The sequence below is a fragment of the Virgibacillus sp. Bac330 genome (genome assembly GCF_003667845.1).
Lineage (GTDB): Bacteria > Bacillota > Bacilli > Bacillales > Amphibacillaceae > Virgibacillus > Virgibacillus chiguensis.
Genome location: NZ_CP033048.1, coordinates 2123931 through 2139508 on the forward strand (window position 1 = coordinate 2123931; position 15578 = coordinate 2139508).

The window sequence follows — 15578 nt, forward strand, 5'->3', positions numbered from 1 at the left end:
CGTATTAGAAAAAATTGGCTTGTCGCCAAGTCTTACTGCAAAAGCATTTGTTTTTCTTAGACGATACACCCAAAAAATGTGTATACTTCCCGATATTGTTAGAAAAACTTAACCACGCAGTTTTCTAAAATTCACTTTATTATGAGCTATAATATAAAAAAGCGCCTCCTTTTATATGTAAAAAGGAGGCGCTCATCGTATTAAACTAGATCATACGCAAAATATTTTTCTCAAGCATACTTACATTTGTTTTACCACGCTGGATATGACGTAATTTTCCAAATTCATCAAATACATAGTAGGCTGGAACATATGTTACTTGAAATGCATCCGAAATCCTTTCATTATGATCCACAGCTATAGGGGCTTTCAACTCCTGTTCTTCCACCACTTTATTAATTTCAAACAAGTTGTTATCTGTATCAGATAATGGCGTATGAACTGAAATAAATTGTACTTTACTTTTATATTCATTACAAAGCTTAATAAAATGCGGCATCGCTTGTTTACATAGAACACAACTAATAGACCAAAAATGAAAACAAGTAGGTTTATCACCTATTAACAAAGGTTCACTATTCAACCATTCACAAGTGGTATCAAAATCGGGAATTTGTTGACCTAAACGCATAAAAGCTTCCTCCTATACCCTGAAAACAATTCTTTTATACTTTTATATGTGATATAACATAAAAAGGTTCTCAGGATATAGAAGGTGGATTAAACAACTTTTTGATTCACTACATTACACACCTCTTCTGTATTCATACCTTGTGCGTTAATAACAGCGCCTGCTATTTCCGCCTGCATAACTCCCATTACATCTTTGTCTTGACCAGAAATTACACAACAATCACAGTAAGCTGCATCCTCTGCTCCACGTAAATCCACTACATGATGTCCCATTTCTGTGAGTGCGTCTTTTACATCGCTAAGCGTCGTTTCAACACCAATTCTCGCCATTCCATTACCTCCTTAAAGTAGCCTTAAAAAAGTTTTAGAATAAGGACTCCAGATTGAATGTATATACGGTAAAAGTTACATTTCACTGTAAAGATCTATCTCTAACACTCTCTCTAGTCCTTTTCAACTAAACATACCTTATATTTTGCTACTTATAGGAAGCATATACATATTTTATTGAGAAAGTTTGCAAAAAGTTAAATGAACAGCCTCCACGCCAACGTTTAAAGCAGCTTCATCTGGATTTAATTGTGCATGATGCAAACCATAGGCAGAGTCTACCCCAAGCCAAAACATAAAACCTGGTATTTCTTTGAGCATATATCCAAAATCTTCACCAGTCATAGCGGCTTCTGCTTCTTGATAATGCACATTACTACCAGCTAATGCCTGACGGAATTCCTTTACTTGTTCAGCTTGATTATAAACTTGATAATAGTTCGCTCCATAATCCACTTCAATCTTACAATCGTAAGCAATCTCAAACCCTTTCATCAGTTTCTCTAATTGATTTTTAACTATATTTATACTATCAGGGTGTTGTGTGCGAATAGTCCCTTCTAAACGGGCAGTCTCAGCAATCGCATTTTGGACAAATCCGCTTTCCATTTTACCGATTGTAACAATAGATGCTTCAAGTGGATTTACATTTCTAGAAACAATTTGTTGCATCTGAACCACAAAACTACTGGCAGCCACTGTCATATCTTTCGTTAAATGAGGATAAGCAGCATGCCCGCCTTTCCCAGCAAAATCAATAAACAATTCACTTGTATTTGCAAACAGTAAACCAGGTTTACTAGCAACTGTTCCTACTGGCAATTCAGGAGCAATATGCAATGCAAATACGATGTCTGGACGCCATGGCTGAAATGCTTCCGATTGAAGTAATGGTAATGCTCCGCCAGGCCCTTCCTCTGCTGGCTGAAAGATGAATAAGCAATGATCGTTCATTGGTTTTAAGATAATCTTCTCTAATACCCCCAAAGCAATGGTCATGTGAAAATCGTGACCACACGCATGCATTTTTCCGTCATGCTCCGATGAAAAAGAGAGCCCTGTCTGCTCAGTTATTGGTAAGCCATCCATATCTGCTCGGTAACCAATTGTTTTTGTTGGGGCCTTACCTTCCACAAATACGAGAATACCCGTCTCCCATAACTTGATAGATACTTTATCCGTTTCTAGCGTTTTTATAATTTCCAACAAGTATTGCTGGGTCTTCTTTTCTTGAAAACCAAGCTCAGGTATTTGGTGTAATTTACGACGAATTTGTTGTAAATCTAACATGCCGTCATTCCCTTACTTAGTCATTTAGTTTACGAAGTTCTTGTTTAATTTCCGTTTTTGACTTCGTATTCTCATCAATTTCTTTTAATACCCGCGCAGGCGTTCCAGCTACAAGCGTATTTGGCGCTACATCTTTTGTTACAATTGAACCTGCAGCAACGATTGCGCCTTTGCCAATAGTAACACCTTCTAAAACAACAACGTTTGCACCAATAACTACATTATCTTCAACAATCACTGGTTTTGCTGATGGTGGCTCAATCACCCCTGCTAGCACTGTTCCAGCACCAATATGACAATGCTTACCTACTGTAGCTCGTCCACCAAGCACAACATTCATATCGATCATTGTACCTTCACCAATAACGGAGCCAATATTAATCATTGCTCCCATCATAATCACGCAACCGTCACCAATATCAACTTGGTCTCGAATGACTGCACCTGGTTCAATACGAGCATTAATTCCTTTTAAATCCAGTAATGGAATAGCCGAATTACGACGATCGTTTTCAATGACATAATCGTGAATCATATCTTTAGATTCTTCAAGTAACTTTTGAATGTCATCCCATTCACCAAACAAGACGCCACTCTTTGATTCTATAAAAGCTTGGATTGAGTTATCCGCAGATAAACGGTCTAAACCTTTTCCTTTTATATATACCTTTACAGGTGTGCTTTTCTTACTATTCGAAATAAAATTAATAATCTCGTTTCCATCCATCATTTTCATTACATGTTTCCCTCCTAGTTATGTACTACTTTATAATTTAGCAGATCGCTTTTTTTGTCGCAATCAATACCTACTCCTTTTTACTATTCGACTAAAGTGGGAGAACTTAACGTTGGTTAGCTTTTTCTCTTTACCACTTCGAAAATTAAAAAGGAGAAGGGTGAGAAAATACTACCTAGCAAAATATAGCAAAAGCCGAACAATCAAATGATAAAGGTTCGGCTAATTTACGCTACAAAAAATATAAAGTTTTCATATCTTCCGCTATAAAGACTCGGAACAAGCTAACTAACTTTTTCTAAAACCACTAACAACAGCGGTCATAAAATACCTCCCGCTTGTTAAAATAAACTTTATTGTTCATTTTTAAGCGGTTGTCTTTGTTATACCTCAAACCTTTTTTTATTTTGCAGCATACATATCTTTTTTAAGCTGCTTTAATATTGCTCTCCGTGTTAAAATTCCATCAAAATATCCATCCTTATCAGCAATACAAACAAATGGATGATTAATGACAGCGTTTAAACCTTTCATCAAAGAATCTTCTTTTGTTAAACAAGGGATATCTTCATTCAATACATCTTTTACCACTATCGTTGACAGACGTTCGAATTCAAATCGTTCCAAACCTAGTATTTGATCTAAAATCGTCGTTTTACCAATAATGCCAACTAACTTATATGATGGATCCAAAACAGGAACAGCTGAATACCCTGACTTTACTAATACGAGCAAAGCATGTTCTAGCGGATTGTTAACTTGAACATGTGCGACTTTTTCGGAAGGAATCATTATTTCGCCTAACGTAATGTCTGTTAAATAATGATTTTGCAACATGCTCATCACATCACCCCTTTTTTCATTCTTCATACAGAAGGTTTGCTTGTTAGAAAAAATCGACTTATTGCTAAGTATGAATCGCTAAAGCAATAGCTTTTTTATACGATATTTTTAAACTTTTATCCCCTTCTATAGCGTGAAATAAATATACGACGGAGAACAGACTATATTTATTTTACCATAGGAAAGCAAGAAGCAAAATAAATTGCATATAAAATATGCATGAATTACAATATGTGCATATGAGCATATTGTAATGGAAAGGAGCTTTTTAATGGACTATCAGCCAATTGATGAGCAATTACTTGACGTTGTATCGCAAACATTTAAAGCTTTATCTGACCCAACGAGAATAAAAATTCTACACTTGCTGTTTCATAAAGAATGTTCCGTTAATGAAATTGCAGAAAGACTGGAAATGCACCAGTCATCAATCTCCCATCAACTAAAGTATTTAAAACAATTACGTTTGGTTAAAAACAGACGCGAAAAGACAACCTATTATTACTCACCAGACGATTACCATGTGATGAATGTTTTGGAACAAACAATTGAACATACGAAACATATTAGCTAGGAGGTTATTATATGGCACAAGAGCATAATCATAGCCATGGCCATCATCATGGAACGAGCAACAAGAAAGCTCTTTTATTGAGCTTTATATTAATAACATTTTTCATGGTTGTTGAAGCAGTCGGAGGGTTTTTAACAAACAGTCTTGCGCTTCTTTCAGATGCTGGACATATGCTAAGCGATGCAGCAGCACTTGGCTTAAGCTTATTAGCATTTAAAATTGGCGAACGACAAGCTAATACTTCTAAAACTTATGGGTACAGACGATTTGAAATAATTGCTGCGTTTATAAACGGTGTAACGCTAATCGTTATTTCCATCTATATATTTTATGAGGGATTTCAACGTTTTATGGAGCCGCCAAATGTAAGTGCAAGTATGATGATTATTGCAATCATTGGGCTGATTGTAAACATTATTGCAGCTTGGGTACTGATGAGGGGAGATTCACAGGAAAATCTGAATATACGAAGTGCCTTACTTCATGTTTTTGGTGATTTATTAGGTTCTATCGGCGCTATTATTGCAGGTATTCTTATTTTGCTTTTTAACTGGAATATTGCAGACCCCATTGCCAGTGTTATTGTTGCATTTTTAATTGTTATATCTGGAATTCGAATAACAAAAAATTCCGTTCACATTTTAATGGAAGGTAAACCGTCACATGTTGATGTTACAGAAATTAAGAAACAACTACTGGAACTTCAAGGTGTTGAACACGTCCATGATTTACATGTATGGTCTATCACTTCCGAATTTCCTGCACTAAGCTGCCATCTTGTAGTACAAGATTCTATTGATCGTGACAACCTACTTATGAAGGCAAACGATTTATTAAAGAAAAATTTTTCCATTTCTCATTGTACTTTGCAACTTGAAGGAGAAAATGCAAGAATTCAAGAGGATTGCGAGGACTGTTCTCATTAAACCATGCAGCAGGTTCAAAATCCTGCTGCATGTTCCCTTATCTACTCTGCGCAAATTACTTCTTCATTTTAATTCTTCTTTTTTTCAATTTATAGCGTACAAATATAATTGAAATTGGATTCTATTTTCCTATTTTCATGTTATAATTTTAATCTAATGAAGGTTAGAAAACTTGTCTAATCGCCAAACTCTATAGGCGAAAAAACGCCGTCGTTTTATATATACTATAAATTTTTATACTTTCCTATAGCGCGAGAAAGGTTTGTCACATATGAATAGAAGATCTTTTCTAAAAAAATCCCTCGGTAGTTTATTTACTTTGTTAGGTTTAAGTGGAGGAACGTTTTACTACGCTAAAGATGTCGAACCCATTTTACTCCACGTAAATAAAAATACGGTTGAGTCTAGTAAAATTCCAAAAGCGTTTGACCAATTCAAAATCGTTCAATTTTCAGATACGCATATTGGTTTTCATTACACATTAGAACAATTAAAAGAACTAGTAACAAAAATCAATGGGTTACAAGCCGATTTAATTGTGTTTACTGGTGACCTAGTAGATGAGCCTCAAAATTTTCATTGGGATAATACCATTATTGATATATTGAAAGAGTTGCAAGCAACTAAAGGAAAGTTTTGGATTTACGGAAACCATGATCATGGTGGGTATGGAACCGAAGTTGTTTATAATGTAATGGAAAAAGCAGGGTTTCAACTATTGCAAAATAATAGTGTTTCCATTAAATTAAAGGATGCTGCATTTAATTTAGCTGGCATTGATGATTTGATGTTAGGTAAACCAAATATTAACCAAACTCTAGCGCAAGTGAATACGAACCTCTTTACCGTTTTACTGGCCCATGAACCGGACTTCGCAGATAAAGCTAAAAACCATCCAATAGACATGCAGCTATCAGGACACAGTCACGGTGGGCAAATTCGCTTTCCATTCATAGGTCATCTTTACAGCCCAGCATATGCAGAAAATTATGTACAAGGAAAATACACCTTGAATGAAGGCCGGTTTCAGTTGTTTGTCAGCAGCGGTATAGGTACAACTCGACTCCCCTTTCGATTTCTATGTAAACCAGAAATTAATATGTACACATTGAAATCAAAGGTTTAGATGAAGAGAAATCCACCAATGAAACTGTTATATACACTCTTTTACACTAATTTCCTTGCATCTATTTACTTGTTACGATAGGATATAGACAACTTAATTTCCTAAGGAGGAGCACATAGGATGAATGAATCAGAGCAACTTGACGATCTAGCAAAAGCAATTTATACAGTTAACCGACACGCGAAAACAGCTCCTGATCCAAAACACTTATATTATATAAAAAAAGCAACGATAAACGAGTTACTTAAAAAAAAGTTAGCCAAAAAGGTCGGTTTGCACTTCTCTAAACACCCTAAATATAGTAATCAGCATTCCACTCTACTCGTTCAAGTTGCTAATTACTATTTTCATATACCTCCAACGAAAGATGATTTCAAAGAATTACAGCATTTAGGAGAATTGGATGAAAGTTACCGTAACCCTCAAACAAAAATGTCTTTATCACAAGCAAAAAAAATAATTTACAGTTACTTGAATTGGAAATCTTCTCAAAAAACAAAAAAGGTTAGCAAACGAAGCTCAGCCTATTACACTCCATCATCTTTAGGTAAAATGAACTGGGCAAAAAAAACACATCATCATTGATGGATATACTTTATATACGATAGCTTCATGCCCTAATTTCACAAAATATATAACCCTCCACGAAGATGCTTACAATTATTGCATGTTTTAACTTCTTCTCAACAAGGTATACCATATACAAGAGCAATTGTAAGTTTGTTTTAAAAGGAGAGGATAATTATATGACAGAATATAGTGATTTCATGTATGAACTTCATAAGTATGCTACGCAAACCCATGCTTTAAAAGACAAATTTGAAAAACTATCAACAGAAGAAAAACAAGTTGTTATCCATGCAGCTCCAGAAGAAATTACCAATCCAGAGCGGATCCACCATCCTGTATTTCAATGGCTTGAAAATCTTCAAAATAAAAACAGCAGATAGACGGGCGTACGGCGTCTGCCCTATAGCAAAGTATAAAAATCATGGTTTTCATATGCAATGATCGCTTTTGCTGTAAAGGTTTGATTGGTCAATAAACAAGCTGAGTTTAAGAGAAACTGGCTATGTAAAACAACAAATGATTATTTACAACGATGACAGCTTAAAAAGCTAAACGTCTTACGAATGAACGTTAGAAAAACTTGGCTTGTCACCAAGTCTTATGGCGAAAGCCTTCTTTTTTTTATACTTTAATTTGTCAAATTAAACGAGACAACATGCTTACTTATAGTGGAATCATGAACAATTATTTTAACCAACCTCTGATCATAGCTTTAAGAATTAGTATTAAACCAAAAGTAGCTAATGATTGCATAATCAGCGGAAACGACAGAAAAAAGCTATTATTAATTCCACCATTTAGCAAGCTAATTGCAAAATAGGTAGAGAGAACGAATAAACTAACAATAATATAAGAAAGAAGTAACAAGGCTTTACGATGAATTATCCAACGAATAAATGACCGTGAAATAAAATAAATAAAGCTGAACAAACTAACTAAAAAAATGATATACCAATACTTCCTATCCAGTCTTGATGGGTCTACTATTTCTAAAATGGAATCCATGTAATTCAGCCTTTCCTTTGCATATTTTATACCGCTATTATCTTTGCCAACTTTATTGACTAGCATACATCGGAGTAACCCGGTTTTATAGCATCCTACTATTTTTTTATAAAGGCGAGAACATGAGAGATGGTGGCTTGCGCTCTTGAGCGAGCCATGATGGCTTCTTATCGTGTTAATAAGCTATTGGACTATGTTACATCTAAAACGGGGGTAGCGTTGAAGTAAGAAAGCATATATATTCATTATACTTGGGGATGCATTATGGGATTATGGGGTACGATTGGATGGTATGTGAAACAACTCTATGATTATGGATTCTCCCCTATAGAGATAGTTATTTTACGAGCGTGGACAGCAGCCAATAATGCTGGTTGTTGACTTACTTCTGTTTGCTAAAGAGCAATTAGAATTGCGAACTATAAAAAATTTCCAATATGGTCTTGGATTTTTACCAACTGCTTTTGCGTATATTATTTATACGTGTGGGTTAAAAGATATTGAAGCCTCCAAGGCATCTATTTTAACCACGGTTGAACCAGTAGTTGCTAGATAATCGGTATTTTTATTTTCAAAGAGACTTTTACCCTCCAACAAATCATTGGCATGGTTATTATTTTAGGGACCATTTTATTAATACAACATCAACCAAAAAAGAAAACAACCTCTGTAAAAAAACTGGTTGACAAGCTAGTATTTCTTTTCCAAAAGACTGTTTTTTCTATTTTTAAAAAACAAAACAGAAAAAACAGTCTGAATATTAAAACCGAAAAGTTTAATTTTCTAGTTCATTATTTATAAACTTACTTTTTTATCTCGCTTTTTTTCTACTAGTTCGATCTGTTTGCTTTCTAACTTCTTTTCAATCCGCGATATACTATGCTCATCTTCAAGCAATTCTTGCTTATTTCTCTTTACTAATTGCTCAAAATTTAACGTTTTAGGTCTCATATGATACACTCCTTTTATACTTGTACTATAAGTATACCCTATTTTTATATACACTAGATCACAAATTTTTAAATATTTTTTAACAATTAAACCAATTTTACTGTGGAGGTTATTTTATGCAGCACTTATTGAATAAACATGTACAAGAAATAGAAATATCAGGCATTCGTAAATTCTTTAATATGGTTTCAACGGAAGACGATATTATATCTTTAACTATAGGTCAACCAGATTTTCAAACTCCTGAACATATTAAACAAGCATCTATTCAAGCGTTAATGTCCAACCAAACATCTTATACACATAACGCTGGTATACTCCCATTACGTAAAGCTATTTCTCATTTCTACGAATCAAACTATGAACTGTCTTATTCGCCTGAAAATGAGGTCATCGTCACTGTAGGAGCTTCACAAGCTATCGATATCACCTTTCGTACCATTTTAAATCCTGGTGATGAAGTATTGCTACCTGCACCCATATATCCTGGCTATGAGCCTTTAATCCGTTTGGCTGGTGCTATTCCAATCTATATGGATACAACGAAAACAAATTTAAAATTGACAAAAGAAATTTTAAAGCAACATATTACGTCCAAAACCAAATGTGTTATTCTCCCGTACCCATCCAATCCAACTGGCATGTCTTATAACAAAAAGGAATTAGCAGGATTTGCAAATGTATTAAAAGACCAACAGTTGTTTGTGTTGGCTGACGAAATCTATAGTCAGCTTTCTTATGACTATCCACATACTTCCATTGCGAGCTTTTCCGGTATGAAGGAGAAAACGATTGTCATTAATGGGGTATCCAAATCGCATTCCATGACAGGTTTTCGAATTGGGTACACACTTGCCCCAGACTGGATTTCTAAACAGTTGATAAAAGTGCATCAATACAATGTGTCTTGTGCGACTTCTATCAGCCAATATGGAGCATTAGAAGCATTAACTGAAGGATTAGAGGATACAAAAATAATGAAAGCAGCTTACCATGAACGAAGAGACTACGTATACGATAGATTACAAAAAATGGGGTTACATTGCCCAAATCCAAATGGCGCTTTTTACATGTTTCCTTATTTTCCATTCACAAATAGTAGCTCATTCACGTTTGGACTAGATTTGGTTAAACAAGGACGAGTTGCTTTAGTTCCTGGTGACAGCTTCTCGAAATTAGGAGAAGGATATATGCGACTTTCTTACGCCTATGATAAGCATACACTAAATGTAGGACTCGATCGTTTAGAAGCATATTTACAACAACACCCATTAGACTAATATTTCATATGCCTTGATTGGATTTGTCTTTCTATATCATATTTGTTTAGTAACTCGTCTAATTCTTGGCTTAATTCAATAGCTTCTAAATTAGTAAAGCCTTTCTCTAGAGCAACTTTTGCCATTCGGTACCGTAAATATTCTATACGTTTTAATAATTCATCTGTCGTATTCATTGTAGATAAAGAGTTACCTCCTTTTTTGTAGTATATTCATAGCAAACCCACTCTGAAGTTGCAGTGGACCTTTGTTGGAATAGTTAAGTGCTAAAGCCCTTAACAAATTGAAAATTCATGGAACCAATTAACATCAGTCTACCTTTTTAGTGAGTGTTACAGCACATTATATCAAGATCAAAATCTGTCACATAGTGCAAATAGCCTAGCTAATAGTCGCGAGTATGGTAATATTGATTAGATAATTACCTAATAATCACTTTTATATAATACAGACTTACTTTAAATGTAGCATAGGTTGACAGAATATGACAAGCTTTTGGCTATTCTAAAAGCTTCGCCTGTTGCGATTCGAGTTTTACATCCCTAAAAAAGGAAAGGGCATATACATATTGAAACAGCAGTTATTTTTACAACTTATAATAGGACTAAAGGCCTTTTCTTGTTCGAAAACGCCAAACAATTATTTTAGTCCTTACTTGTTTTTCCAATTTCAAATGAATTAAAACATGGATAAATTAGTTAAATTGCTAATACGGAGAGTTTCTACCGGTAAATGAATACGAATTTAAGTTTTTACACTCGCTTAGTTACTATCTCTGTGCTAATATATTAGTGAAATGTTTTTTTGGGAAAGGATGTCTTCGGTGACAAAATCAAACAAGAAAAATGAATGGATAGAATGGGCAAAAGCCATTATTATTGCAATTTTAATTGCTTTCTTTATAAAAACATTTATTTTTGCAACATCTATTGTTGATGGAGAAAGCATGGATCCCACTCTCCAAAACGGAGAAAGAGTAATTTTTAATAAACTTATATATATTCTTGATGAGCCAGAACGCGGAGACATTGTTATTATTGAAAAACCTTATAAAAATTATGTGAAACGTGTTATTGGACTGCCTGGGGAAACAATTGAAATAAACGATGGTAGTCTCTATATAAACGGGGAAAGGTATGACCAAACTTTTCTAAGTGAAGAGGTGCAACGTCAATCTGGTAATTATGGGCCGGAAAAAATTCCTGAAGGCAGTTATTTCGTAATGGGTGATAATCGTGCCATCAGCAAGGATAGTCGTAATGGATTAGGTTACATCGAAGAAGATGAAATTATTGGACGGTCAGAGTTTGTAATTTTTCCATTTGATCAATGGACGCTAACAAGATAGAGTTGGAAATTAATTTCCAACTCTATCTTGTTTAATTCAGAAACGAAACACAGACACGATTTTCCTAAAATAATAATACCCCATACACTTCAAAGCTATGTTTCAGTTTCTTCCAATTATTACGTCCATTGTGAATTCACCATGAATTTACTTTTCACTGTCAAATACACAATAACCAAGATTCAGTATTAAAATGGCGAAACAAATAACCGCAAATGCAATTTCCATATTTCCCATATAACAGTTGCACCCCCTAAATCATGTACTATATTTAAGTACGAATGTTCAAAAGTTCACTGCCAACGTTTACATTTTAGTTAAACTTAAGAACAATCCCCCATTATTTAACTCCAGTATATCATACCAATTTTAAATAACGTTGAAAAGCTAAAATATGATAAAATATAGTTACATGGTTGTTATGACAAACAAAGCAAATTTTTCGTCAATGGAATGTTTCCTTCCGCCCTCAAGGCTTGTCTAGAGCCTTAAACTTATAGCTAGTCTTTATAGCGAAAAAACGCTGTCGTTTTGCTTATACGTAGACTTAAACTTTCATATCTAGTAGCCCCTTATACGTATTGGCATGAAGATGCTGTTAACTCCTATTTACACTTGTCAGACTTAGCTTTTCCAATTCGTGAAGTGTAATCTTACAGCACCGTATATCCATGACAAATCCTAGATTAGCAGGTGATTGCATGCTTCATTGTCCTTATTGTAGCACTCTAACAAAAGAAAATGAGACGTATTGTATGAAATGTGGAAGAATGCTTCCTGAAGATAGATATCATCGACTTAGTAGTAAACCAAACTTTTTTACACGGTGGAAATCGCCAATACTATCTACGGTTATTTTATTATTTTTTGTTATTTCTTTATATATCACTTTGGAAATGCGTACAGCGAAAGCTAAAGATTATTACACAAAAGGCGAAGAAAAGGTTCTGGATCAGGATTTTAAAACAGCACAGTCTTTATTTCAAGACGCCCTTGATATGAAGGATAATTTCCAACAAGCCGAAATTTCTTTAGCGTTTATGAATCAAGCCTTGTCCATGGAACAAACATTACAAAAAACGGAACAATTGCTTAAAGAGAAAAAATATACACAAGCCTTAGAAATTTTAAATGAATCAGAGAAAGGTTTGCAAGATTATAATGGTGAAGCTGTAAACCAAATGGTTGAACGGGTTACAAAACAAAGGAACAAGATTAATATAGAGAAATTAGAACATGCACTAAAACAAAAACCAGAAATAGATCAATTAAAAGTATTGCTTTGGGACGCTGTGTCTATTGAAACAGAGGAAGCTGAACAGTTAACTGCTACTATACGTGAGCAAATTGTTAATTATGTGTTTGCTAAAGCAAGTGAGCAATTAAAGAACAACCAATTTAGTGATGGCAATCTTATCGTCAAAGACGGATTAAAATATGCACCAGATTCAGAAAAGTTGTTAAGCTTACAAACAACGATTGATAAAGAAAAAGTAGCCTTTGAAACTGCACAGCAAAGTAGAATAGAACAAGCAATGAGTACAGCAAATAAGGAACAGCAAATGAATGAATCTGATGCTATTAAACTGAAACAAATGGAAACAACCAAGGATGATCAAGGAAACCTTGTCGTAAAAGGACAAGTACAAAGCGTTGCAACTATTCCTATTAACTCCATTAGAGTGCAATATAGCATTACTACGAATGAGGGGGAAACATTATTGACAAACGAAGTATACGTATACCCAGAAGAATTATACCCCGAAGAAACAGGTCACTTTGAATTTACCCATTATGATGTAAATATGAATCAAGCGTTAACAGCTGAAGTGGAGACGATAGCTTGGTATACGAAATAAATTGCTTTTTCAATTGAGGTGCTGCACATGATAAAAAATAAATATATCCCGGTTATTTTATCAAGTATTATACTTCTCATCGGCTTTATTCTACTTATTACTATGTATCAACAATGGAAACAGGAGCGTGTAGAAATTAGCAACCCTGTGCTTAACCAAATAACTACAAGTAATGAGAAGCTTAATTTAAAGTCCATCATTCATGAAGCAGAAAAAAATGTGATTCAAATTGAAAGTCAAACAGAAGACAGTAGTTTGACAGGTTCGGGATTTCTTTATAATAAACAAGGCGATATTATAACGAATGCACATGTTATTAAAGATGCAAATGTAATTTATGTAAAAACAGCAGATGCGCAAATCTATCCAGCCGCTGTTGTCGGGGTAGGAAAAGAGACAGATATTGCTGTCATTCGCGTCCCTCAGCTTGCTGGAGCGTTTATGAATGTAGAAAAAAATAAATCCCCGGAAACGGGAGATGAAGTCATTGCCTTAGGTAGTCCGCATGGCTTTCAAAATACAGTTACTCTAGGAATTATATCCGGACAAGAACGGGATTTTTCTGTAGACGGCTTTCATTATGAAAACGCCTATCAAATCTCTGCTCAAATTGCAGAAGGAAATAGCGGTGGCCCCTTAATTGACCGTAAGACTGGAAATGTTATTGGTATTAATTCTGTAGGGACAAAAGATGGATCGATTGGTTTTAGCATTCCAATAAAAGATGCCATTAAACAAATTGAGGCATGGTCAAACGAAGCAAAGACGGAAGCATTGAACTTTGCCAGCACTTCTAACCTTATAAATAAGAAAGACCCTAAGAAATTAAAAGAGGACGCAGAGTATTTAATTACCTACTTCCTTGATAGTATTGAACTGCGAGATTACGTAAATGCTTATGCATTATTAGCAAATGATATGCTTTCTAAGACTTCATATAAAGATTTTAGGAATGATTATGTCGATTTTATTAACGTAACTTTTGATGAGCCCAAAAGCAACATCACCGAAGATAATCAAGTGCAATCTACATTGAGTGTAACCATTGACAAGCGAGTAGAAGATAAAGATAAATCCGAAAAAGGGTTGTACGAGTATACATTTACTACAAAATACGAGAATGATCAACTAAAAATTTCTAGCATTAAAGTTAACAAACCAAAAAATAAAAGTTGATGTAGTGTTCAAAATTCAGATACGAGCTGGACAAGTCTACCTGAAAGACCAAAAGCACTTAAACACCTCTTTTTCATAAGAGGTCTTTAGGCCATACCTTGAGGCTCCTAAACGATTAGTTGGGATGAAAATACTACCACTGATGAAGATTTATTTACACTATAGATAAGAAAAACTAAGTCATTCTCCATAAGACTTTCATCAGACTTGGTGACAAGCCAAGTTCTTTCTAATAATGTTTAAAACGCACTAAGTTTTTCGCTGTGTCAACACTTATTTTTCCAGCAGCATATATTTAAGTAAAGTAAGTTTTAGCCTCCCTTATAATCAAAAGAAAAGTCTTTTAGAAAAACCATTCATGCTATACATTTCTTAGGGCGTCTTTCAATTATCTAGGATAAACGTCCAAACTTTTCTTACCCAATTGCATATGGTATAAGTGTAAGATTATTAGGAGGTGAAATGATGGGATTCGGATATGGCGGAGGCTGTGGAAACCCAGGCTACGGTGGTTATGGCTACGGTTACGGTTGCGGAACTGGTAGCAACTTTGCGTTAATTGTGGTGCTTTTTATTTTATTAATCATTGTAGGTGCTGCATTTTACTGTTAAATACGTTAAGGAGACAGCTTGTGCCTTCCTTAAGGCACAAGCTGTTCTTTTTTGTTTCATTTTTGTTTCATTTTATATCAATTTGCTTTATTGTTCTTTGCGAGTAACAGTTGTTCAACTTCTTCGGATGATAAAGCTTTACTGAAATAGTAACCTGCAATTGGTCACACTGTTCCGCTTTTAAAAAGGCAAATTATTCTTCTGTTTCTACTCCCTCTGCAATAACTTTCAAAATTAGTAAATGGCATAGTTGAACAATTGATTTTACAATCATGCGGTTTTCTTCATGACTTTGATCCATAAACATTTTACCTATTTT

At 34.6% G+C, this 15578-nt stretch carries 20 protein-coding genes; 11 read left to right on the plus strand and 9 right to left on the minus strand.

Translation table 11 applies throughout. The features are described 5' to 3' along the window. Positions 1-205: 205 nt before the first annotated feature. The 5 genes from D9780_RS09915 to cbpB all read right to left on the minus strand — a co-directional run bounded on the left by D9780_RS09915 (position 206) and on the right by cbpB (position 3832). On the minus strand, positions 206-631 hold the full coding sequence (locus tag D9780_RS09915) for a TlpA family protein disulfide reductase (protein WP_073005406.1): 426 nt from the start codon (positions 629-631) through the stop codon (positions 206-208). Positions 632-720: 89 nt separating this feature from the next. After that, the gene (locus D9780_RS09920) at positions 721-963 is read right to left on the minus strand and encodes a YkuS family protein (RefSeq protein ID WP_073005408.1); all 243 of its coding nucleotides are present in this window, start codon (positions 961-963) and stop codon (positions 721-723) included. A gap of 174 nt (positions 964-1137) precedes the next feature. Continuing rightward, positions 1138-2253 carry an N-acetyldiaminopimelate deacetylase gene (locus D9780_RS09925; RefSeq protein ID WP_121639981.1) on the minus strand — a complete coding sequence of 372 codons (1116 nt, stop codon included), beginning with the start codon at positions 2251-2253 and terminating at the stop codon, positions 1138-1140. Positions 2254-2269: 16 nt separating this feature from the next. Then, on the minus strand, positions 2270-2989 hold the full coding sequence (gene dapD / locus D9780_RS09930) for a 2,3,4,5-tetrahydropyridine-2,6-dicarboxylate N-acetyltransferase (protein ID WP_073005411.1): 720 nt from the start codon (positions 2987-2989) through the stop codon (positions 2270-2272). A gap of 402 nt (positions 2990-3391) precedes the next feature. Next, positions 3392-3832: a cyclic-di-AMP-binding protein CbpB gene (cbpB, locus tag D9780_RS09935; protein WP_121639982.1), complete on the minus strand. Its 441-nt coding sequence runs from the start codon at positions 3830-3832 to the stop codon at positions 3392-3394. 271 nt (positions 3833-4103) lie between these two features. Between cbpB and D9780_RS09940 the strand changes: the two genes are divergently transcribed. The 5 genes from D9780_RS09940 (at position 4104) to D9780_RS09960 (ending at position 7408) form a co-directional block, all read left to right on the plus strand. Further along, complete coding sequence (locus D9780_RS09940; RefSeq protein WP_116276865.1) at positions 4104-4406, plus strand: ArsR/SmtB family transcription factor; 303 nt, start codon at positions 4104-4106, stop codon at positions 4404-4406. An 11-nt stretch (positions 4407-4417) separates the two neighbouring features. Next, entirely contained in the window at positions 4418-5332 is a 915-nt protein-coding gene (locus D9780_RS09945) for a cation diffusion facilitator family transporter (RefSeq protein WP_121639983.1), read from the plus strand. A gap of 271 nt (positions 5333-5603) precedes the next feature. Beyond that, positions 5604-6458, plus strand: coding sequence for a metallophosphoesterase (locus D9780_RS09950; RefSeq protein ID WP_073005418.1), 855 nt, complete (start codon positions 5604-5606; stop codon positions 6456-6458). 120 nt (positions 6459-6578) lie between these two features. Continuing rightward, positions 6579-7043, plus strand: a complete 465-nt coding sequence (locus D9780_RS09955; RefSeq protein WP_073005420.1) for a YkyB family protein — start codon at positions 6579-6581, stop codon at positions 7041-7043. A gap of 161 nt (positions 7044-7204) precedes the next feature. Further along, positions 7205-7408, plus strand: a complete 204-nt coding sequence (locus tag D9780_RS09960; protein ID WP_121639984.1) for a hypothetical protein — start codon at positions 7205-7207, stop codon at positions 7406-7408. Between the two features lie 304 nt (positions 7409-7712). Here D9780_RS09960 and D9780_RS09965 read toward each other — a convergent pair whose 3' ends face one another. Continuing rightward, a complete protein-coding gene (locus tag D9780_RS09965) occupies positions 7713-8099 on the minus strand; it encodes a hypothetical protein (protein WP_121639985.1) in 387 nt (128 codons plus the stop codon). Between the two features lie 301 nt (positions 8100-8400). Between D9780_RS09965 and D9780_RS21410 the strand changes: the two genes are divergently transcribed. Further along, a complete protein-coding gene (locus D9780_RS21410; RefSeq protein ID WP_240458804.1) occupies positions 8401-8589 on the plus strand; it encodes an EamA family transporter in 189 nt (62 codons plus the stop codon). A 239-nt stretch (positions 8590-8828) separates the two neighbouring features. On the opposite strand, the gene D9780_RS09975 is transcribed toward D9780_RS21410, so the two are convergent. Continuing rightward, positions 8829-8984 carry an FbpB family small basic protein gene (locus D9780_RS09975; protein WP_121639986.1) on the minus strand — a complete coding sequence of 52 codons (156 nt, stop codon included), beginning with the start codon at positions 8982-8984 and terminating at the stop codon, positions 8829-8831. 116 nt (positions 8985-9100) lie between these two features. On the opposite strand from D9780_RS09975, the gene D9780_RS09980 reads away from it, so the two are divergent. Then, a complete protein-coding gene (locus tag D9780_RS09980; RefSeq protein WP_121639987.1) occupies positions 9101-10264 on the plus strand; it encodes an aminotransferase A in 1164 nt (387 codons plus the stop codon). Here D9780_RS09980 and D9780_RS09985 read toward each other — a convergent pair. Continuing rightward, positions 10261-10440 (minus strand): aspartyl-phosphate phosphatase Spo0E family protein, encoded by a 180-nt coding sequence (locus D9780_RS09985; protein ID WP_121639988.1) that lies wholly within the window; start codon positions 10438-10440, stop codon positions 10261-10263. The two genes, D9780_RS09980 and D9780_RS09985, sit on opposite strands and share 4 nt — an antisense overlap. Positions 10441-11078: 638 nt before the next feature. On the opposite strand from D9780_RS09985, the gene lepB reads away from it, so the two are divergent. The 4 genes from lepB to D9780_RS10005 all read left to right on the plus strand — a co-directional run bounded on the left by lepB (position 11079) and on the right by D9780_RS10005 (position 15259). Beyond that, positions 11079-11612 (plus strand): signal peptidase I, encoded by a 534-nt coding sequence (gene lepB / locus D9780_RS09990; protein WP_073005446.1) that lies wholly within the window; start codon positions 11079-11081, stop codon positions 11610-11612. A 755-nt stretch (positions 11613-12367) separates the two neighbouring features. Further along, positions 12368-13471: a zinc ribbon domain-containing protein gene (locus tag D9780_RS09995; RefSeq protein ID WP_240458805.1), complete on the plus strand. Its 1104-nt coding sequence runs from the start codon at positions 12368-12370 to the stop codon at positions 13469-13471. 27 nt (positions 13472-13498) lie between these two features. After that, positions 13499-14647: a S1C family serine protease gene (locus D9780_RS10000; RefSeq protein ID WP_121639990.1), complete on the plus strand. Its 1149-nt coding sequence runs from the start codon at positions 13499-13501 to the stop codon at positions 14645-14647. A gap of 462 nt (positions 14648-15109) precedes the next feature. Beyond that, the gene (locus tag D9780_RS10005) at positions 15110-15259 is read left to right on the plus strand and encodes a YjcZ family sporulation protein (RefSeq protein ID WP_073005450.1); all 150 of its coding nucleotides are present in this window, start codon (positions 15110-15112) and stop codon (positions 15257-15259) included. Between the two features lie 193 nt (positions 15260-15452). Here the strand turns inward: D9780_RS10005 and D9780_RS10010 are convergent, their stop codons facing one another. Beyond that, a complete protein-coding gene (locus D9780_RS10010; protein ID WP_162985834.1) occupies positions 15453-15560 on the minus strand; it encodes an EAL domain-containing protein in 108 nt (35 codons plus the stop codon). Between the last annotated feature and the right edge of the window lie 18 nt (positions 15561-15578).

Coding starts and splice junctions, on each gene's coding strand:
- D9780_RS09915 (WP_073005406.1), bottom strand. CDS start 631: ATGCGTTTAGGTCAACAAATTCCCGATTTTGATACCACTTGTGAATGG.
- D9780_RS09920 (WP_073005408.1), bottom strand. CDS start 963: ATGGCGAGAATTGGTGTTGAAACGACGCTTAGCGATGTAAAAGACGCA.
- D9780_RS09925 (WP_121639981.1), bottom strand. CDS start 2,253: ATGTTAGATTTACAACAAATTCGTCGTAAATTACACCAAATACCTGAG.
- dapD (WP_073005411.1), bottom strand. CDS start 2,989: ATGAAAATGATGGATGGAAACGAGATTATTAATTTTATTTCGAATAGT.
- cbpB (WP_121639982.1), bottom strand. CDS start 3,832: ATGAGCATGTTGCAAAATCATTATTTAACAGACATTACGTTAGGCGAA.
- D9780_RS09940 (WP_116276865.1), top strand. CDS start 4,104: ATGGACTATCAGCCAATTGATGAGCAATTACTTGACGTTGTATCGCAA.
- D9780_RS09945 (WP_121639983.1), top strand. CDS start 4,418: ATGGCACAAGAGCATAATCATAGCCATGGCCATCATCATGGAACGAGC.
- D9780_RS09950 (WP_073005418.1), top strand. CDS start 5,604: ATGAATAGAAGATCTTTTCTAAAAAAATCCCTCGGTAGTTTATTTACT.
- D9780_RS09955 (WP_073005420.1), top strand. CDS start 6,579: ATGAATGAATCAGAGCAACTTGACGATCTAGCAAAAGCAATTTATACA.
- D9780_RS09960 (WP_121639984.1), top strand. CDS start 7,205: ATGACAGAATATAGTGATTTCATGTATGAACTTCATAAGTATGCTACG.
- D9780_RS09965 (WP_121639985.1), bottom strand. CDS start 8,099: ATGCTAGTCAATAAAGTTGGCAAAGATAATAGCGGTATAAAATATGCA.
- D9780_RS21410 (WP_240458804.1), top strand. CDS start 8,401: ATGCTGGTTGTTGACTTACTTCTGTTTGCTAAAGAGCAATTAGAATTG.
- D9780_RS09975 (WP_121639986.1), bottom strand. CDS start 8,984: ATGAGACCTAAAACGTTAAATTTTGAGCAATTAGTAAAGAGAAATAAG.
- D9780_RS09980 (WP_121639987.1), top strand. CDS start 9,101: ATGCAGCACTTATTGAATAAACATGTACAAGAAATAGAAATATCAGGC.
- D9780_RS09985 (WP_121639988.1), bottom strand. CDS start 10,440: ATGAATACGACAGATGAATTATTAAAACGTATAGAATATTTACGGTAC.
- lepB (WP_073005446.1), top strand. CDS start 11,079: ATGTCTTCGGTGACAAAATCAAACAAGAAAAATGAATGGATAGAATGG.
- D9780_RS09995 (WP_240458805.1), top strand. CDS start 12,368: ATGAAATGTGGAAGAATGCTTCCTGAAGATAGATATCATCGACTTAGT.
- D9780_RS10000 (WP_121639990.1), top strand. CDS start 13,499: ATGATAAAAAATAAATATATCCCGGTTATTTTATCAAGTATTATACTT.
- D9780_RS10005 (WP_073005450.1), top strand. CDS start 15,110: ATGATGGGATTCGGATATGGCGGAGGCTGTGGAAACCCAGGCTACGGT.
- D9780_RS10010 (WP_162985834.1), bottom strand. CDS start 15,560: ATGGATCAAAGTCATGAAGAAAACCGCATGATTGTAAAATCAATTGTT.